Here is a 19,968-nt window from a genome sequence, read left to right on the forward strand (position 1 = left end):
ATAAATTATTCCGCCGAAAGTTATCGGCGGATTTATCAATCTCTAATCAATAAAAATTTAAAGCAAGGATTTAGATGTCTTAACCAACTTAGCAAAAGTATCGGTTAACAATCTTGGAATTGCTGTAATGCCTCGAGCTTTAGCATCATCACACACCGCAATAGCCAAGTCTGGTTTTGAACTTTTGTGGATCGCTTTTTGAATAATCTTGGGTACCGACATATCAATATGAGCAACCGTATTATAAGCAGCTAATTTATAAACATGACTAAAGCCATGTTTGAATAAAAAGTTTTCAATATCACGCGCGGGTAATACAGTAATATAATCGTTTAGATTTTCACCTGGAGCACATTGTGATTGCACGGTTTCGGCATATTTTTTTCCAGCCATATCGCCATCAGTAATCACGTACCAACGAATGCCCATTTTATTTGCGTAATGGATTAATGGTTTTAAACCACATTGCGCAAATTCTAACAATTGAATTCCTTCCGAACTTAAGTGATAACCACTTTGTTCTGCGAGCTCTCTTAATAACCACACTTCAGTTTCACCCTCAACCAGTAACCAACAACGGGCAAATAGGGCTGTAGGGCGTCGATAAAGGACATGGAACAAAATGCGTCGACTATCGGCAACACTCAATGAATGAGGTGAAATGTACTTAGTGACAATTTGATCTGGAAGTCGGATTAATCGATAAATACTCTCCAAAGGAAATAACGACACCAAATCACTTGAATTGGAGGTAATAATTTTTTGAGCGGGTAAATTTTTTAATAATCGAAAGCCAACCGATAAAATAATTGGGTGTAGCTGACTTTCTGGCTCTTCCAAAATTAAAATAGGCACTGAACTGTGTGATAGTGGATTATCACCCTTAGCATTAACAATAGAACCAAATATACCTAAAAGGGCAGTACGTAAATAATCATTATCCAAATCATCCAAAATATTATTGATGCGCTCAAGAGAATTCCAATCTTCTATTTTTGGACTATTTTTTTGCGCCATTTTTTTATAATTAGAACGTTGTTGATAATCAACAAAATAGTATTCTAATAATGAACGAGCAGCTTGTAATCCTCGATTAAGTTCAGCTTGGCTCAATTGCTCTGAGTGGGCTTTTAACTGTTCGGAAAGCTGGTCAATAAAGTGTTGTGATAAAGGTTGATTAGTAACAGGTAAATCTTTAGCATTAATCGAATTTTTAAGCGGCATCACTGGATTCAAATTAATTAAAATAGCAATTAATAACTTAGAATCATCTAATTTTAACAACTGTCCGTGCTCATTTAACAAATGATGCTCAGTGATAATACTATCACCACTTTTTTGAGCACTCATTTGGTAAGTAATTCGATATAAATTATCTAACTGCGAGCTATAGCTAACGGCTTGCAAAGGTTGATAAGCTTGTTCATTTAATTGATTTGGATAGGATTCACAATAGACAACATTTATTGAGATATGATTACCATCATTATCATTATCATAATAGAAATCTGAATCGACAAACTGATAAAACTTATTATCTAGAGTTAGCAACTTTAACGCACTAAGTAAACTTGATTTCCCCCATTGATTTTCACCAATTAAAACGCTGGATTTAGCGTTAAGTTTTAACGAAAGTTGCTTAATTCCTCTAAACCCTTTGATATCAATTTGTTCAATAAACATGACATATCCTTATGGTTAAAGTTGGTACTTTTCAGTTCGTTTCGCAATGCGCTCAGCTTTACGCTTAGCACTATCAATTAACTTATGCTCATCACGTACAATGGCTTTAATGGGTTTATTAAAATAGCTTCTTAAAAAACGCCAAATATCTCGCTGAGTTAGCCCAATATTAATTGATGAAAAGTAAAGTCCAATTAAATCTTTATCACGCCAACGCGTCGGGACTTTATCACGTGTTTGTGCTCGATGAAGATCAATTACAGAAAGTTTTATTTCTTCACTATTTTCATATAACGGTAAATCCAACAAAAAATGACACAAATAACAATCACGGTGATTCACACCCGCGCCGTGCATTTTAGCGGTCATATTAGCTAAATAAATAGTTAACGAACGTTTTAAATGATAGCTAGGTGGATTGTCTAACCATGGTCGAGTAAAATCCTCTAAACTAATGGTTGGATTAAGATCTTTAGTAATAATAAACGAATGCCGAGTAAGCGGATTTAATCCCTTGCGCCCAAAAGCGCGCCCATCCATCGTATTAACACCAACTTGCTCTAAACGATGAATTGCATCCCACTCTTGTTTAGCATCTAGAACTGGCAAACGTAAAGAAATAAGGTTTTTTACAATCTCTTTAACCGTGCTGCCACGATGAATTTTAATAAAATAAGATTCACCATCCAACTCAAAATTAAGGGTTTTTCTTTGTTTAACCGCACGATAAACTTTACCTGAAATTAATTCAACTTCAGTGAATGGATCTTTACCTAACCATAACTCTTTAAAGGGTGATTTTAGTTTGATTTCATTCATAACGACATCCTAAAATAATGTCTGCTGCGCGTTGTGCTAGATGATATAAATCTTCACTATCACCATAAGCAATCGCATGATTATGCCAATTACCCCATTGCTCCTTATCACTAATAGACCGTTCTAACGCTTGATTCAATGTGCTTTGATCATAAGGTTCTGGCAGCACAATGCCGGCATTAGCTTGGCTGATATGATAAGCATACCCAGAAATACCCGACACAATCACCGGTACCCCAGCCGCTAAAGCTTCAATCAATACCATGCCTGCGGCTTCTTGCCTTGCCGGATGCAACAAGAGATCGGCTGAAAATAGAAAATCAGGAATATCATTACGACCGGAGAAAAAACGCACTTGTTTACTAATGCCTAAGTCATCGGCTAACTTCTGATAAGGTTCAGGATTATCCTGTCCTACGACCAGATAGCTAACTTTCTGCCTAAGCGCATCGGGTAAAGCTGCAATAGCTCTCAAAGAACGGTCAACTCCCTTACGTTTAAAATCTGACCCAATTTGCACAATTACAAAATCATCTAAGCTAATTTGATTAGCTTGTCGAAATTGTTCACGTTTTTTGGGGCTATCAGCACAATATTTTCGATCTAAAGCAATCCCTGGCGGTAATAAAAAAAATCGCTCATCTTGGGTATGATAGTGATTCTTAAAATCTTGAATTTGTTGCTTAGTTAGCACCATGATTTTAGTTTGTGAACTAGGTGAAAATACCGATTTTTCAAATGCTAAATAGTGCTTGCAACGTTTCGATAATCTATAAAGAAAGCCTTTATGAGCGGCTTTTTCAGCAAAACAAGTATCTCCAGCAAAATAGACATCCAAATCAGGCATTTTATTAAAACCCACCACACAGTTTACCGGGTTAGCTTGTAAGTGAGCTTTCACCCAATGGTAATAGGCTTGATTGCGGCTATGGTTAGAGAATCCTTTTTGGGGCACGATAATAATATCAATCCCAGCTGGTTTATCACCTTGCCAGTCCAATACATAAACACGGATCTGATGTCCACGAGCTTGGCAAGCGGTAGCAATTTGCAAGAAATCACGTTGTAACCCGCCAAAAGGGAAATATTTATAAATACAAAAAGCTAGTTGCATCTAGATTGCCTCAAGTCAGAAAGGAATATTATATACTCACTCTTGATTGATGCGCAAAGCTTGATTTTGCCTACAAGGATTGTTAAGACTATTTATAAATTCCAGTATTTAAGAGTGAAATAGTAAAAACTAAATAGAATCTAAAAGCGATTTTAACGGTTAGAATCGCAAATAATTATCTTTTCATTTCTTATTAACAATATTAAAAGAACTAAAAAATAAATGATTGTTTTAGACATGTTCAAAGCACTTTATATCAAAGTAAATTCATAGCTAAAACTATTTTTCTGAAGAGAATCTAACAATATTTTTTATAAGCTTACAAAAACCTATATTTTATATTATATTAGCAAACTTAGTTTTTATTAATGGATAAGAGAAGATCAGTATGAATAAGGACATTTTTTTTAATAACAAATATTTTATTTCTCTTTCTCGTTGTGTGCTTCACATGGGGAACGACATGGATTGGAATAAAAATTGCTGTTGAAACTGTTAACCCACTGTTAGCTGCTGGTCTGCGCTTTGTTATCGCATTTCCTTTTTTAGTATTAATTACAATTATTGCTAAATCACCAATATTGTTTCCTCGAAAATCATTCCATTTTTTTCTACTATTAACGTTATTTTATTTTACCATTCCTTATTATTTAATTAGTTTTGGTGAACAATATGTATCGTCAGGTTTAACCTCATTGTTATTTAGCACCATGCCGATTTTTTCAATTATTTTCGCTAAGATAATCTTAAAAGATAAAATATATATAAATCAGGTAATAGGTATTACAGTGGGATTTTTATGTTTGATGTACATTTTAATCTCTGAAGGTTTTATTCTTTCCTATAGCGATTTTTGGGGCGTAATATCCATACTATTAGCGGCATTGATGCATGGTTTTTTATATGTTTACTCCAAAAAAGCTGGCGAAGGTATAAATGTATTTACCTTCAATACCCTACCGATAGGCGTTGCGGGCATCGCACTTTGTTTGTTAAGTTTTACTTTTGAAGAAAATAATTTTCAAACTATCTCGTTAAATAGCTGGTTAGCATTAATTTATCTCGGTATTTTTGCATCCGTATTTGGCTTTATTGCTTATTTCTTTTTATTAAAACGAATGAGCCCGGTAGTATTGTCATTTATTTTTATTATTTTCCCGGTCGTTGCTATTTTTATTTCATCGATTTATGAGCATAAAATCATTTCAACTAACTTCATCATTTGTACAATCATTATGTTGTGTGGGTTTGCTATAACAAAATTACCTGTCAATGTTTTTAAAAAGTGGATAAAGAGCGACAAAAATAGAGACAATCAATAAATCGTTACTTCAACAAAAGGTTAACTTGATTTTTTGATTCAGACATCGATTGACTTTGAATGGTTTTAACACTTATCAAAGTCAATCCTTATCAACTATGATTGAATCCTGTTTTATCTACACTTTTTAGATAATTAAAATTATAGCAAGTTGCAACTAAATGATTGATAGCAAAGTTAAGCTATAGCAATATTATAACTCAAAGCGATAAGTGTCATTAATTGCACTACCTTGCGCACCAAATTGGCGTAAATTATTATCAACCGCATTCATCGATTGCCAATGGTTTTCGCACCAATCAGGGGCAAGTAGGGTGGGTTTGCGGGCATTGGCGGAGATACGGTGGTATAAAATATTGGCCGGCGTTTGCCGAATAATATCACCAGCAATATCGACATACTGCTCTAAGGACAATACATCAAGCCGACCTGCACGCCATGCTTTAGCCATAATACTACCTTCTACAATATGTAGTGGATGTAGTTTTAAACCATCAACACCGCTATTTAAAACACAATCTAGCGTAATTAAATTATCTTGCTTAGTTTCTTTAGGTAGACCAATAATTAAGTGAGTACAAACTTTTATACCAAGTCTACGCGCCTTTTGAACGGTTTGATGATAAACATCGAACGTATGTCCACGATTAATACTGTGTAAGGTTTTATCATGAGCGGTTTGTAAGCCAAGCTCCAGCCAAACTTCAAAGCCTTTAGCATGATAACTGGCAAGTAAATCGAGCGCTTCATCCGGCACACAATCAGGGCGAGTACCAACACAAAGTCCAACAATATCGGCATTATTAAGTGCTTCTTCATACATATTTTTGAGTATTTCGACTTCGGCATAAGTACTGGTATAAGCCTGAAAATAAGCAAGATAGCGCTTAGATTTTTTCATCTGATGCGCCTGTTGGGCAAGTTGCTGTGAAATGGTTTTGACTTGAATCGACTCATCGATAATCGATGCGACATTACAAAAGGTGCAACCGCCTACACCGATAGTTCCGTCCCGATTAGGACAGCTAAAACCGCCATGTAAGGTGAGTTTATAGATTTTTTCGCCATAACGGCGTTGCAGGTCAGCACCAAACGTATTGACCACTAAATGAAGTTGCATAATCAGCCAAAAATAAAATTTTGCCTATTTTACGAAGCGAATGAGTTAAATTCAACCGATGATAAATTTTTATATACAATTGACGTAACTTTAGTCGGCTTTTCTTTAAGATGCTTTGAAACGAACACTGTGGTGTAACATATTATGCCGTAAAAGGTTTATTGATGATTTTTAGAATCTCAATATTTTCAAAGCTTAATACTGAGAAAATTATACGAGTAATCTAATCTTTTTATTTTTCTGTACCTAGAAAATAAGATGTTTCAGTTTCTACCTTACTATCATCTTTCCAATCTTGGATATCTCTTTCATATTGTATTAATTCGACCTGATCACCTTTTTTATAATTGCGTAATTGAAAGGCTTTTTCTAATCCTACTTCTAACTCGTAAGGTTTATCATTGGGTAAAAAACAACCATGATCTGCGCGCCCCCTCTTTTCCGATTTTGTAATTAACACCTTGATATCAAATACACTTTTTTCATGTTCCTGTTCGCCTTCGCCAATAGAAAAAATACCGTGTTGTGGATCTTCTAATAATGTCCCGGTTAGCAAACAGAGATTTTGGAAAGAGGCAGTAGCTATCTGACTGAATAAAATACAAATAATAAAACTTATTATGCGGCAAATCGTTTTCATAGCGTTAATAGACTCAGTAAGACAAATTTCCAATATTATTCAAAAAATTTAATTAAAAAAAAAGCGTTTTTTTGTCTAGTCCTGATACTTTTACAAGTCGTTTGATTTTTTATTAACTGGCTAAAAAACAATAATTGCGATCTTCTGCTTTACTATAAATATTTTTTATAATTCAAAAAAAGGATTGAAATCGTTGGCTGATTAAGTAAGGATATTCGTTATGCTGTTTTCCATACTTGAAAACAATAATTAAGTCAAAAAGTCAATGTAATCCAAAAACAAGGAGTCAATATGTTTAGTAAAGAAATGACTATTGCCGATTATGATAAGGAATTATGGGACGCCATTAAGGGTGAAGAGCAACGTCAAGAAGATCATCTCGAATTAATTGCCTCCGAAAACTATACCAGTCCAAGAGTGATGCAGGCACAGGGTACTCAATTAACTAACAAATATGCTGAAGGCTACCCAGGTAAGCGTTATTATGGCGGTTGTGAATATGTTGATATTGTTGAGCAATTAGCGATTGAACGAGCCAAAGCGTTATTTGGTGCAGATTATGCCAATGTACAACCACATTCAGGATCACAAGCGAATTTTGCTGTTTATATGGCATTGTTAAAACCGGGCGATACTGTGTTAGGTATGAATTTGTCGCAAGGTGGTCATTTAACTCATGGTTCACCAGTTAGTTTTTCCGGTAAACTCTATAATGTGGTTGCTTATGGCGTTGACGAAACTGGACATATTGATTATGACCAATTGGCGAAAACGGCCTTAGAGTCAAAACCAAAAATGATCATCGGTGGTTTTTCAGCTTACTCAGGCGTGGTTGATTGGAAGCGTATGCGTGAGATTGCTGATAGTGTAGGCGCTTTCTTATTTGTGGATATGGCACACGTGGCCGGCTTAGTCGCAGCAGGGGTTTATCCAAATCCTGTCCCATTTGCGCATGTAGTGACAACCACAACGCACAAAACGCTTGGCGGACCTCGTGGTGGACTTATTTTGGCCAAAGGTGGCAGTGAAGAACTTTATAAAAAATTAAATTCAGCTGTATTCCCTGGCGCACAGGGTGGTCCATTAATGCATGTCATTGCTGCCAAAGCAGTTGCATTAAAAGAGGCGATGGAACCAGCATATCAAGAATATCAAAAACAAGTTGTTAAAAATGCTCAGGCGATGGTTGATGTAATTATCAAACGTGGCTACAAAGTCGTGTCTGGCGAAACAAAAAATCATTTATTCTTAATTGATTTGGTTGATAAAAAGATAACCGGTAAAGAGGCTGATGCCGCTTTAGGTAGTGCTAATATCACCGTCAATAAAAATAGCGTACCTAATGATCCACAAAGTCCATTTGTGACATCTGGCGTTCGAATTGGTACACCAGCCATAACTCGTCGAGGTTTTAAAGAAGAAGAATCTCGTGAATTAGCCAACTGGATTTGTGATGTATTAGATAACATTGATGATGAACAAGCGATTCAAGCAGTTAAACAAAAAGTTTTGGCAATTTGTCATCGATTACCTGTTTATCAACATTAATATTCTCGCCGACGTTATGTCGGCGAAATTATTATAAAATATTAGTTTTGAGTTGTTTTTTGAGTCATTTGTTGTTGCTGCTTAACATAATTGGCAATATCATCTTTAAACCATACTGCACTGCCAACAAGTAATACACCAACTAAGATAGCTGACCAAAATATTATCCGTGCTTTTTTATTACGTTTTCTTAAAGGATCACTTAAGTTTCGTTTAGCATTGGCTGGTAATTCGGCCTTACTGGTCAGTAGCCCACCAAGGAGTAAATTGATTTTTACTTGCCCATTGATTGCCCAACCTGAAGCTTCGAGCAATGGACCTAGTGTTCTTCTTCTTAATTTTAACCAAGCTAAAATGACTGATGGCCCAGATATAATTAAGAATAAACCTAAAATCACCAATGGAAATTGCCACCAGGAAAGAGAAAAAATAGCCTGAAAAATAGTAGCAAGTGCAGTACCAATCGCGCCTATTGCTAAGCCAATCGCAGCAAATATGCCAACACTCTTACCAATATCAAATTTATTTTCTGGATTTTGCACAGCTTGGGTACTGGTCTTTTCAATATCTGCGTCTTTATTGCTTGCCCATTTATTAATCTGTTCCGTGATTAATCGACCAATACGTTGATAAGGTGCCCAAATTGCTTGTTGAATACTAATTGGCTTACTAATCATTTTGACCACATTAGCATCCCAATCATTACCAGCATTATCAATAAACACCCCATTACGGCCTTCCATTAATAAATCACCTTGTCCGGCGGTTATGGCAGCGACAATCGTCTGTTTTTGACCTAGCCTTGTACATTCACAATACAGCAAACATAGCTCTGAATAATTTGCCATTGTTGAATGTTTAGCGATGTTTTCAACGGCAACACAAAGCGTAGCACAGCGACCATCAATATAAAGCTTGCCTAATTGAAAAGCGGCATAATGGTCAAGTGAGAAGAACTCGGCAAATGAAGCAAAGTTAATCAATAAACGATAAAGATGTTTTTGAAAAAGTACTAACTTTTCTAACACAAAAACATCCGAAGCTGAAATAGGCGTTTTATTATCTTGTTCGACCATTTTCTCAAATTCATCTAATAAATTATCATTGATAAAATGAGTGATCTGATCGGCAGGAATATCCTCAATACTCGCCGTTGGTTTAGTTGCAACACTTAACTGCTCTATATCGGGTTTAGAACTAATTAATGTCGCGTAGGCATCAAGACTAGTTTGAATATTTTGCCACTCTTGTTGTGTTAAATGATTTGGATCGGATAAGTGAGAAGCCACTAAAGCCCTAAATCGAGTGATTTTACTTTTCCAAAGTGGATTAAGCCCATTAACGAGATCCAATGAATTATTAGTATCAATCTTTGATAAAGGCAGTTCAGAAAGTGCTTCATCTGAAAGTAATCCATTTTGAGAAGGGACAATATATTTCTCATCAACATTTAATGCCGTTTGTGCTTGAGGCGCATATTGAGCTAATTCAACACGAAGAAAATAATCATCAATTTTGGGTTTGAGCTCTTGAACTAATTTCCATATTTCTGAGCGATTTTCCCCAAAAGGTGTTTGGGTATTGCTGATATTAGTTTGCCACGCTTGCCAACTTTTTAGATTTTTAACAAAGGTTTGGGCTATTTCCAGATTTATCCCATCTTGCCCACTCATATCTTTTTGCCCGCCAGTAGTCTTAATGGCTGTTTGGATAAAGCTTTGCATTTCAGGCGATAACTCAGCAGAAGGTGGAAAAATCAAATCACCATTGTAGAGCTTGCTGGCATTAATTTTTAGTGATTGTTGGACATCATCTTGAGTCAAATAATCGGCTTGGCTTTTATTTAAATTGGCCAAAATACTATGCGCTGTAACTAATAATTTTTTACCTTGCTCGGTTGAATCATCAATTTGTGATAACGACAAAGTTTCGGATGATTGAATAATAGTATCGAAAGAGACGATTTTATCTTTTACCCAACTAATCGCATCTAAAATATCAGGAATACGGATGCGTCCATCTTTATCAGAATCTAATAACTCTAATGTTCTTTGATCAAAATCTAAACCGGTAGTCGGGCAACTTAGTGCAACCCATAATTTTGGATCTAAATTGGGCAAATTGATAATGTCATTGGCATTTTTTAAAACGACTTGATCTAAACCACCAACACGCTGAAATGTCCAAGTATGACTCATAATCACCTCCATACTGAAATATTATTAATTTATTCAATTTATTAATAAGTATAGCAGTATTTATTTTTAGAAGAGAAAAGGAATGCTCATATTTAAGAGCTGTAATATATCTTTGATAATTGATTGCCAATTGCAACTTTATGATAGAATAACGCCTTATTATTTAATATCCAAATAAAAAATATGTCATTAATAAATCTTACCAATGCTTATCTGTCATTTAGTGATGCACCACTACTTGACCATATTGATATGTCGATTGAAATCAATGAACGAGTCTGTCTTGTTGGTCGTAACGGTGCAGGTAAATCAACACTGCTAAAAGTACTTAACAAAGAAATCCCATTGGATGAGGGGCAGATCGTTTATGAAAGTAACGTTGTTGTCTCTCGATTACAACAAGATCCGCCTCGAGATATTCAAGGTAATGTTTTTGACTTTGTAGCTGAAGGATTAAAAGAGCAAGCTCAATTATTGAAAGATTATTATGCATTATCACATTTGGTTGAAACGGATCCAAGTGAAAGTAATCTATCTAAGTTAGCTAAAATGCAAGAACAGCTTGATCACCAGAACGGTTGGCAACTGGATAATCGTATTCGTAATGTTATTTCTTCACTATCGTTAGATGGCGACGCCTTATTATCATCATTATCAGGTGGTTGGCTACGTAAAGCGGCGTTGGCAAAAGCACTCGTTTGCCAACCTTCAGTTCTATTACTAGACGAGCCAACCAACCATTTAGATATCGAAACCATTAAATGGCTCGAAGAGTTCTTAAAAAGCTTTAATGGTAGCATTGTGTTTATATCGCATGACCGATCTTTTATTCGGCAGATGGCGACTCGGATTATCGATTTGGATCGCGGTAAAGTCGCCTCTTGGGGTGGCAATTATGATAGTTATTTGCTTGGTAAAGAAGAGGCATTACGCGTCGAAGAGCTGCAAAATGCGGAATTTGATAAAAAATTAGCACAAGAAGAAGTCTGGATCCGCCAAGGAATCAAGGCCCGTCGAACACGTAATGAAGGACGCGTTCGAGCACTAAAAGCCATGAGGCAAGAATACTCACAGCGTCGCCAAGTTATGGGTAGCGCTAAAATGCAAATCGAAGAAGCATTACGTTCAGGAAAAATTGTATTCGAGCTGGAAAATGTCACTTATCAAATTGAAGATAAACGACTGGTTAATGACTTTTCCGTGCAAGTATTACGAGGCGATAAGATCGCTTTAATTGGACCGAACGGTATTGGTAAAACGACATTATTAAAACTAATGTTAGGCAGCCTAGCACCAACATCAGGAAGTGTGCACTGTGGAACCAAACTCGAAGTTGCTTACTTTGACCAGTATCGACTAGAACTTGATCCCGAAAAAACTGTGATGGATAACCTTGCAGAAGGTAAGCAAGAAGTGATGGTAAATGGTCGTTTAAGACATGTGCTTGGCTATTTACAAGATTTCCTCTTTCCGCCAAAACGCGCTAGAACCCCAGTACGAGCACTATCTGGTGGAGAGCGCAACCGTCTATTACTCGCAAAACTCTTTTTGAAACCAAGTAACTTATTAGTACTTGACGAACCAACCAATGATCTCGATATTGAAACGTTAGAGTTATTAGAAGAACTGGTTAATGATTATCAAGGAACGGTTTTACTCGTTAGCCACGACAGACAATTTGTTGATAACGTGGTGACTCAATGTTGGTTTTTTGAAGATCAAGGGCGAATTGGAATATATGCTGGTGGTTACACTGACGCATTACAACAGCAAGCACAATCAATGAGTGCACAAGTTACTAATAGCAAAAGTCATGAATCGGTTAAAAATGACCCAGCAAAAACGGAAAAAAAGAAGGTAAAATTAAGCTATAACGAACAACGAGAATTGGCACAGTTACCCAATAAAATTGAAGAACTTGAAACAGCGATTGCTGATTTACAAGCACAAATTGGCCATAGTGACTTTTTCAATCAACCGCATGAAGTCACCAGCCCAATATTACAATCTTTAGCCGATAAAGAAGCGGAACTTGAAGCCGTGTTCGAACGTTGGGAACAATTAGAAGCATTAACACAATAAGCGCTCACTATGAGCGCTAATTTACCAAGTCTTTCTTGAAATAAAGCAGAAAAGTATAAGTGTCAAAATCACAAAAATAGCACCGACAAAGCCAATGTAATGGGTAGACAAATAAACTAATACTTGGCTACCCACAAAAGCGCCTCCACCAATACCGATATTATAAATACCGGAATAAACCGAAGTTGCAATATCGGCAGCATCAGGTGCTGCATCAATCACTTTACTTTGCATCACCATACTAATAACGGTAATCGAAAGCCCCCAGACCATCCCTTGTAATATTGCGGTAATAAGGCTGAACGAACAAACATAAAGCGATAATAGACAGATTATTAATAGTAGTGCAGGAACAACAAATATCGCAACAGGGTGAGCATCAGCATACCTAGCAAAAATAACGCTACCAATCATCCCTGAAAAACCAACGGCTAATAACAAGTTAACTATCACGTGCTCATCAAAACCGCCAACATTAATCATAAACGGCGTAATATAAGTATAAGCCGTAAAATGACCAGTAATCATAATTGCCGTTAACAAATAAATATTTAGCAATACAGGGCGTTTAAGAACTTTAGGAATATCTTTGACTAAAATCTTGTTCAAACTTGGTACAGAAGGTAACAAGTAGAGCAGCGATAACATGACACAAAAAGCAATAAAACCGATGCATAAAAAAGTTACACGCCAGCCAACCAGTTGCCCAATCATGGTTCCAATTGGAATACCTAAAACAGTTGCCATTGAAGTACCAACCACAATAAAGCCCATGGCTTTAGCTTTTTTACCATTTGGCGCTAACCGAACCGCTAAAGGCGTCGTAATAGCCCAAAACACAGCATGAGCGCAGGCAATACCAATCCTCGCAACCATTAAACTGTAAAAACTCCAAGCAAAGCCAGCAAGGATATGGCTACCAATAAACAAACAAAACAGAAAAATCAAAAGTTTTCGGCGATCCATCCTAGACGTTAAAACCGTTAACGGCAAAGACAACAACGATACAGCCCAAGCATAAATCGTTAATAACAACCCAGCATGAGCAACATCCATCGAAAAACTTTCGGCAATATTGGGTAGCAACCCAACCGGTACAAATTCTGTTGTATTAAATATAAATGCAGCAAAAGCAAGGCAAAAGATCGATGACCAGATTCGAGACCGGTGGTTAACTTTTCTCATGATTAGTTTTAAGAAGGGATTGATATTTAATAGTGTGATTATAGCTGAATATGTTTTACGATTAAACAGAGAAAGCAAATAAATAATAAGATCAAATTAAATCATTTAACCACAGTACTGCTTTAATGAATTATAATATTACCACCTAAATCATTCTTCGATTAACTATCATGAATCAAATTCTTATCACAGTTTGTCTATTAACCTGTAGTAATATTTTTATGACTTTTGCTTGGTATGGGCATTTACGCTTTTTGCATAATCAAGCTTGGATTGTGGCTGTATTGGTTAGTTGGGGGATAGCATTATTTGAGTATTTGCTACAAGTACCTGCAAACCGTATCGGCTTTCAAGTCGCCAGTGCGGGGCAATTGAAAATTATTCAAGAAGTGATTAGCCTATCTGTATTTATTCCGTTTTCAATTTACATATTAAAAGAACCATTCAAAACTGATTACATCTGGGCGGGGCTATGTCTACTTGGTGCAGTTTTTTTTATGTTTAAAGATAAAATTTTAGCATAAAACCAATCTACAGCACGCATGATGATATTGGTTGTTAACGCCTAACAACCAATATCATTTCGACTATAACGCCTTAAATGAAATATCCGGTAAAATGGTTTCACCTTGCCAATAAAGTTGACTAGCAACTTGTGCGGCAATATGACAATATAGCTGGGTAAACTCACTATCAGGATGACTAATAACCGTCGGCTTGCCGGAATCTAAATCTTGACGTAATAAACGGTGAAGAGGAATCTGACCCAGTAATTTCGTATGATATTTTTCAGCCAAATGCTTAGCCCCCTCCTCACCAAAAATCGCTTCGTGATGCCCACAATTTTCACAGATGTGATAACTCATATTTTCGATAATACCAAGGGTAGGGATGTTAACCTTATTAAACATCACAATCCCTTTTTGGGCATCAATTAAAGCAATATCTTGTGGCGTCGTCACAATCACAGCAGCAGTAACCGGGATATTTTGGGCTAGAGTTAATTGAATATCTCCTGTCCCAGGTGGCATATCCATAATTAAATAATCAAGTTCAGGCCAAAGCGTATCTTCCAAAATCTGACACAATGCTTTACTTGCCATTGGTCCACGCCACACCATAGCATTATCAGGCTCAACCAAATAACCAATAGAATTACTCGCAAGACCATAGGCCATAATTGGTGACATATGTTTATTATCCGGTGTTACTGGTTGCTCTTTTTCGGTGCCGAGCATGGTAGGAATAGAAGGACCATAAATATCCGCATCTAAAATCCCCACTTTAGCCCCTTGCTTTTGTAATGCTAAAGCTAAATTAACCGCGGTTGATGATTTACCAACTCCACCTTTGCCCGAACTTACCGCAATAATATTTTTAACATTATTGATAGGATGATTATTATTCGCCCGCTTTAACGTCGCAATATTATAGTTAATCTTCCAATTAACCTTTTCAACCCCATCCAACTTAAGTAACTGAGGTGTCACGGTTGTTTTCAGGTCTTCAAAGCCAGTTTGCCAAGCAAAAGGCATCACTAAGCTAATTAGCAGTTCTTGGTTAGCCTGTTCACATTGAGTAATTGCGCCAAGCTCAATCAAATTTTTGGATAAAGTGGGATGAGTAAAATTCTCTAGAATTTTTTTTGCTTCCATGGTTATTAGCCTTAACTGTTATCAACAAGTTTTATACTCATATTGCTTCAAATAGATATGATTATCGATATTGTTTTAACTTGATAAGAGTGATCACTCTTTCTGATAGAATGATAACCATTCCCTGCACAATATCGCTCAAAGTATATAAAGAATTTTTATCAAATTATGGCATAAATCTGGCGATAATCCCACGATTGATGTACTATTTCCGCCATTATGTAATAAAAGGTATTAATTCAATATGACAACTCAACGCAAAATATTGGTAACTTGTGCGCTTCCCTATGCAAATGGTGCAATTCACTTAGGTCATATGCTCGAACATATTCAAGCAGATGTATGGGTACGCTATCAACGTATGCGTGGCAATGAGATCTATTTTATTTGCGCTGATGATGCTCATGGTACGCCAATTATGCTTAAAGCACAGCAATTAGGCATCACCCCAGAACAAATGATAGATGAAGTTAAAATTGAGCATCAACGTGATTTTGCCGGTTTCAATATTAGTTACGATAATTACCACTCAACCCATAGCCCTGAAAATCGGGAAATATCGGAAAAGATCTACAAACGATTAAAGGCTAATGGCTATATTAAAACCAAAGTAATATCACAACTATTCGATCCCGAAAAAAAGATGTTTTTACCGGATCGTTTTGTTAAAGGGACTTGCCCTCGCTGTAAATCACCAGACCAATATGGCGATAACTGTGAAGTTTGTGGTGCAACTTATAATCCGATTGATTTAATTAATCCGCAATCAGTGGTATCGGGTGCAACGCCGATCATGAAAGATTCAGAGCACTTCTTTTTTGACTTGCCAGCGTTTTCCGATATGTTACAAGCGTGGATCCGATCAGGAACATTGCAAGATCAGGTGGCTAACAAAATGCAAGAGTGGTTTGAAGCAGGCCTACAACCATGGGATATCAGTCGTGATGCGCCATATTTTGGTTTTGAAATTCCCGATGCACCGGGCAAATATTTTTATGTTTGGTTAGATGCGCCAATCGGTTATATGGGGTCATTCCTCAATTACTGTAATAAACACAATAAACCGATCTTTGATCAGTTTTGGAATAAAGACTCAACCACTGAACTTTACCATTTTATCGGTAAAGATATTGTCTACTTCCATAGCCTGTTTTGGCCGGCAATGTTAGACGGTAGCGAGCATCGAAAACCTTCTAATATTTTTGTGCATGGCTATGTCACTGTCGACGGGGCGAAGATGTCAAAATCACGTGGTACCTTTATTCAAGCAAGTACCTATTTAAAACATTTAGATCCTGACTGTTTGCGTTACTATTATGCAGCCAAACTCTCGCCACATATCGATGATATCGATTTAAATTTAGAAGATTTTGTGCAACGGGTGAATAGTGATTTAGTTAACAAAGTGGTGAATATTGCTTCCCGTTCGGCTGGTTTTATCAGTAAACGCTTTGGCGGTAAATTATCCGACAATCTTGCAGAGCCGGAACTTTATGCTTTATTTGTTGAAAAATCAAAAGTCATCGCTGATTATTTTGAACAACGTGAATCCGGTAAAGCGATTCGTGAAATTATGGCATTGGCTGATGAAGCAAATCGTTATATCGATGAAAAAGCGCCATGGGTGGTGGCTAAACAAGAAGGACAAGATCAAGCATTACAAGATATTTGTTCTATGGGTATTCATCTATTCCGCATTTTAATGACCTATTTAAAACCAGTCGTGCCGTCATTAGCGGAGCGTAGTGAGGCGTTTTTAAACAGCCAATTAACCTGGGACACGATTGATAAACCATTAACTGGGCACACGATCAACCAATTTAAAGCCCTGTTTAACCGTATAGATATGGATAAAATTACTGCTATGATTGAAGAAACCAAAACTGCTTTAGCAACACCTGCCAAAGAAAAAGTGGCAGAACCTATTGCTGATACTATCAATTTTGATGACTTTGCCAAAGTTGATATGCGTGTTGCGTTAATTAAAAATGCCACGGTGGTTGAAGGGTCGGATAAATTATTGCAGTTAACACTGGATATTGGTGATGAAACTCGCAACGTATTTTCCGGTATCAAACAGTTCTATCCTGATCCTGCGGTTTTAGTTGGTAAACTAACCATAATGATCGCTAACTTAGCGCCGCGTAAAATGCGCTTTGGTATCTCAGAAGGCATGGTACTTTGTGCAAGCGGTAAAGATGATAGTGAAGGTGTTTACCTATTATCACCAGATAGCGGGGCAAAACCGGGTATGCGAATTTCGTAATCCTCTAAATTATTGGCATCTTAACAAGTTAAATACTTGTTAAGATGTATTTAGGATAATATTTGCATTATAAAATTGGCTCCTAGCCATAAACAACCCAACTCACAACGTGAAAGGGCTTTTGTCGTGTTTTATATCAAAAAAAGTTGAGGAGCGGGGTTTTTGGGGTTCAAAATTTTGCTTTGCCATTTTGTCTCAAATAAATAATTCCGCTTCAAACTGTGGCGTTTTTTAGTAGCCGTTTTTTCCATCAAAAAAAGTTGAGGAGCGGGGTTTTTGAGGTTTTAAATTCTGCTTTGCCATGTTGTCTTAAATAAATAATTCCGCTTCAAACTATGTCGTTTTTTAGTAGCCGTTTTTTGCATCAAAAAAAAGTTGAGGAACGGGGTTTTTGAAGTTTTAAATTTCACTTAAAAAGTTTTAAATGATCAAACTTACTAAATTTCTAATTCAAAGCCCTAAAATAAAATTTCGGGGATCTTCAATCATTTATTTAAAGATTTGTAATGATAATATATACAATTAAAACAACAGTTAATCAATTATAATTTAGATCCTTTTTAGATTCTATTTACAAAAGTTAACCTAAGTGAGCGAAAAAAAGTGTTGCATCGTGTTTTTCCAATCACTATACTTTTTATACGGTTTTAGCTACAAGGCTAAAATTTGATAGAAAAGTATAAAATTGTAAATAAATCAAAAAATTACTTGACAGGGTAGTCTAAAATGCATTATAATTTTCAACAGGCAACAGGCAACAGGCAACCTGGCCAACCTATCTTTTAAATTCATCTAAGTCCAACACCCAGTTTAAATTTTTCAATAAAACTTATTTTTCCACGCAATTAAGTGAAATTCTGCGAATTTTCGCGCGATCGCTTCCGCGCTCCTCTTTCCGATCCTTTTCCCAATTATCCCGGCTGATTGTTTTTTTCGTGGCCTTTTTCCTTCCTTTTTCGAGTCTTGCATTGACATCACAGACAACTAGGAATGCGATACAGGGTAGTGCACCTTATCTGACTTTCGACGGTGGTCGTACACGTGCGGTTGATGCTAACGGTTTGCTTGGGATTACTTTATCTGACGGAACTAATTACACGCCTTCTACCAATCCTTCATCTTCTTCAAGACCAATCGTCTTGCCGGTTGCGGGTCAGAGTTTTGCTGATATTGGTATGTTCGTTCCTACTGATACTAATTCAGTCGCTTTGAGTTCTCTTATCGGTCCTCCTAATAATTATTGGGGAGATGATGATGGTGATTTTGGCGTTACTGCTACTGGTCGTTTAAGTTTATCTATCGTCGATAAAAACAATCAGTCAGTATCACGTAATTCCGTGCTAACAATTTGTAAGGCACCTTATAGGATTAAGTTATCTAGTACTGACGGTGCATTATCTACTCGTTACGGATTTCCTAATCGTAGTACTTTCGGTACCAGTAGTGAGACTTATTACGTCAATCCTAAGGCTTCGCCGGTGGTTTGTTTTGCTAGGCCTAACTTAAGGTATGGTAAGCGTGGTCATGATAGTTCTCACCCATCTTGGGATTTTGCTGGCTCCTCTTGGACATGGGACCCTGCTAAGGGTTTTCTCACTCGGTCAACAGACCCATCCTCTTACGGTAGAAACTTTCCTACAACTGGTGCTAATGGATTGTACTTTGATTTAGATATTAGTGGTAGTAGTCAGCCATTGTCTTGGTCTTCTGTTTCTCAAGGTGGTATCACCGTCACAATGTCTCGTTCTAATGCTACAAGCGTACGCGTTACTTTAACGGGTCCTTACGCTACCGAATCCCAGATTAATTCATCCAGTCCTGGTCGTGTTTCCACTCCATCTTTACCTCAGACTTTCGAGTTGGTCGGTCGTGATAATAATGGTACTCCAGTTGTTAAATATGGTTTTACTTTGAAGCAGTGGTTCGTGAGCCGTAGTTTTAAGAAGGGCTATTCTCCTTATTACTCATCTTGGTGTAATAGTATTGGTTATCGAGTGCCTCGCGTAAAGGATTTAACCAATGCATATTGTCCTTCCACCGATACTACTAACTGTTGGCGTTATCCAGAGGGGGCCTACCCTCACTCATCTGGTAATTATTACCAGCGTATTATTGATGCTGGTTTTTTCAGTGAGTGGGGCATCATGGCCCATTACTCAGGCGGTGGCTTCAGCAACTTTTGGTACTTTACTAGTGACGTGTTTTCTACTTTTTCTCATTTTATCGTGCACTCAGACTACGGTAATATAAGTTGGCACTCACTCAACTTCTTCGAAGCCTACACACTTTGCGCCTATCCTTAGTTTTTATTTCTTCGTCCTTAATCTTTAGTGCCGA

General features: G+C 36.9%; 14 protein-coding genes. 6 read left to right on the plus strand and 8 right to left on the minus strand.

What is annotated here, in order from left to right; all coding sequences use genetic code 11:
- Positions 1-57: 57 nt before the first annotated feature.
- The 3 genes from J3U27_RS01145 to J3U27_RS01155 are packed head-to-tail and all read right to left on the minus strand — an operon-like array spanning position 58 to position 3,616.
- Positions 58-1,683, minus strand: coding sequence for a DUF2813 domain-containing protein (locus J3U27_RS01145; RefSeq protein WP_267336743.1), 1,626 nt, complete (start codon positions 1,681-1,683; stop codon positions 58-60).
- A 15-nt stretch (positions 1,684-1,698) separates the two neighbouring features.
- Positions 1,699-2,502, minus strand: coding sequence for a lipopolysaccharide core heptose(I) kinase RfaP (rfaP, locus tag J3U27_RS01150; RefSeq protein ID WP_065734242.1), 804 nt, complete (start codon positions 2,500-2,502; stop codon positions 1,699-1,701).
- Positions 2,495-3,616: a glycosyltransferase family 4 protein gene (locus tag J3U27_RS01155; protein ID WP_267342415.1), complete on the minus strand. Its 1,122-nt coding sequence runs from the start codon at positions 3,614-3,616 to the stop codon at positions 2,495-2,497. The genes rfaP and J3U27_RS01155 overlap by 8 nt, the downstream gene beginning before the upstream one ends.
- A gap of 392 nt (positions 3,617-4,008) precedes the next feature.
- Between J3U27_RS01155 and J3U27_RS01160 the strand changes: the two genes are divergently transcribed.
- Entirely contained in the window at positions 4,009-4,938 is a 930-nt protein-coding gene (locus J3U27_RS01160; protein WP_416380525.1) for a DMT family transporter, read from the plus strand.
- A 192-nt stretch (positions 4,939-5,130) separates the two neighbouring features.
- Here the strand turns inward: J3U27_RS01160 and J3U27_RS01165 are convergent, their stop codons facing one another.
- Positions 5,131-6,057, minus strand: a complete 927-nt coding sequence (locus J3U27_RS01165; protein WP_065562268.1) for a TIGR01212 family radical SAM protein — start codon at positions 6,055-6,057, stop codon at positions 5,131-5,133.
- Positions 6,058-6,289: 232 nt separating this feature from the next.
- Positions 6,290-6,697 carry a DUF1218 domain-containing protein gene (locus J3U27_RS01170; RefSeq protein WP_065734244.1) on the minus strand — a complete coding sequence of 136 codons (408 nt, stop codon included), beginning with the start codon at positions 6,695-6,697 and terminating at the stop codon, positions 6,290-6,292.
- Positions 6,698-6,988: 291 nt separating this feature from the next.
- Here J3U27_RS01170 and glyA point away from each other — a divergent pair, with 291 nt between their 5' ends.
- A complete protein-coding gene (gene glyA, locus J3U27_RS01175) occupies positions 6,989-8,245 on the plus strand; it encodes a serine hydroxymethyltransferase (protein WP_065562266.1) in 1,257 nt (418 codons plus the stop codon).
- Between the two features lie 41 nt (positions 8,246-8,286).
- Here glyA and J3U27_RS01180 read toward each other — a convergent pair whose 3' ends face one another.
- On the minus strand, positions 8,287-10,443 hold the full coding sequence (locus J3U27_RS01180; RefSeq protein WP_267338228.1) for a hypothetical protein: 2,157 nt from the start codon (positions 10,441-10,443) through the stop codon (positions 8,287-8,289).
- Between the two features lie 183 nt (positions 10,444-10,626).
- On the opposite strand from J3U27_RS01180, the gene J3U27_RS01185 reads away from it, so the two are divergent.
- A complete protein-coding gene (locus tag J3U27_RS01185) occupies positions 10,627-12,525 on the plus strand; it encodes an ABC transporter ATP-binding protein (RefSeq protein WP_065734246.1) in 1,899 nt (632 codons plus the stop codon).
- A 21-nt stretch (positions 12,526-12,546) separates the two neighbouring features.
- On the opposite strand, the gene J3U27_RS01190 is transcribed toward J3U27_RS01185, so the two are convergent.
- The gene (locus J3U27_RS01190) at positions 12,547-13,710 is read right to left on the minus strand and encodes a sugar transporter (protein WP_267336748.1); all 1,164 of its coding nucleotides are present in this window, start codon (positions 13,708-13,710) and stop codon (positions 12,547-12,549) included.
- 170 nt (positions 13,711-13,880) lie between these two features.
- Between J3U27_RS01190 and J3U27_RS01195 the strand changes: the two genes are divergently transcribed.
- The gene (locus J3U27_RS01195; RefSeq protein WP_065734248.1) at positions 13,881-14,234 is read left to right on the plus strand and encodes a DMT family protein; all 354 of its coding nucleotides are present in this window, start codon (positions 13,881-13,883) and stop codon (positions 14,232-14,234) included.
- Positions 14,235-14,297: 63 nt separating this feature from the next.
- Here J3U27_RS01195 and apbC read toward each other — a convergent pair whose 3' ends face one another.
- Complete coding sequence (apbC, locus tag J3U27_RS01200; protein ID WP_220225078.1) at positions 14,298-15,365, minus strand: iron-sulfur cluster carrier protein ApbC; 1,068 nt, start codon at positions 15,363-15,365, stop codon at positions 14,298-14,300.
- Positions 15,366-15,609: 244 nt separating this feature from the next.
- On the opposite strand from apbC, the gene metG reads away from it, so the two are divergent.
- Both metG and J3U27_RS01210 read left to right on the plus strand, forming a co-directional pair.
- Positions 15,610-17,631, plus strand: a complete 2,022-nt coding sequence (gene metG / locus J3U27_RS01205) for a methionine--tRNA ligase (protein ID WP_267342410.1) — start codon at positions 15,610-15,612, stop codon at positions 17,629-17,631.
- 935 nt (positions 17,632-18,566) lie between these two features.
- Positions 18,567-19,934: a hypothetical protein gene (locus J3U27_RS01210; RefSeq protein WP_267376612.1), complete on the plus strand. Its 1,368-nt coding sequence runs from the start codon at positions 18,567-18,569 to the stop codon at positions 19,932-19,934.
- Positions 19,935-19,968: the final 34 nt, after the last annotated feature.

The organism is Gilliamella sp. B2911 (assembly GCF_026536965.1).
Lineage (GTDB): Bacteria > Pseudomonadota > Gammaproteobacteria > Enterobacterales > Orbaceae > Gilliamella > Gilliamella apicola_E.

What these genes read in the sequence shown, in the direction of transcription:
- J3U27_RS01145 (WP_267336743.1), bottom strand. Translation starts at nt 1,683, where the DNA reads ATGTTTATTGAACAAATTGATATCAAAGGGTTTAGAGGAATTAAGCAA.
- J3U27_RS01165 (WP_065562268.1), bottom strand. Translation starts at nt 6,057, where the DNA reads ATGCAACTTCATTTAGTGGTCAATACGTTTGGTGCTGACCTGCAACGC.
- rfaP (WP_065734242.1), bottom strand. Translation starts at nt 2,502, where the DNA reads ATGAATGAAATCAAACTAAAATCACCCTTTAAAGAGTTATGGTTAGGT.
- J3U27_RS01180 (WP_267338228.1), bottom strand. Translation starts at nt 10,443, where the DNA reads ATGAGTCATACTTGGACATTTCAGCGTGTTGGTGGTTTAGATCAAGTC.
- J3U27_RS01185 (WP_065734246.1), top strand. Translation starts at nt 10,627, where the DNA reads ATGTCATTAATAAATCTTACCAATGCTTATCTGTCATTTAGTGATGCA.
- metG (WP_267342410.1), top strand. Translation starts at nt 15,610, where the DNA reads ATGACAACTCAACGCAAAATATTGGTAACTTGTGCGCTTCCCTATGCA.
- J3U27_RS01155 (WP_267342415.1), bottom strand. Translation starts at nt 3,616, where the DNA reads ATGCAACTAGCTTTTTGTATTTATAAATATTTCCCTTTTGGCGGGTTA.
- apbC (WP_220225078.1), bottom strand. Translation starts at nt 15,365, where the DNA reads ATGGAAGCAAAAAAAATTCTAGAGAATTTTACTCATCCCACTTTATCC.
- J3U27_RS01190 (WP_267336748.1), bottom strand. Translation starts at nt 13,710, where the DNA reads ATGAGAAAAGTTAACCACCGGTCTCGAATCTGGTCATCGATCTTTTGC.
- J3U27_RS01170 (WP_065734244.1), bottom strand. Translation starts at nt 6,697, where the DNA reads ATGAAAACGATTTGCCGCATAATAAGTTTTATTATTTGTATTTTATTC.
- glyA (WP_065562266.1), top strand. Translation starts at nt 6,989, where the DNA reads ATGTTTAGTAAAGAAATGACTATTGCCGATTATGATAAGGAATTATGG.
- J3U27_RS01195 (WP_065734248.1), top strand. Translation starts at nt 13,881, where the DNA reads ATGAATCAAATTCTTATCACAGTTTGTCTATTAACCTGTAGTAATATT.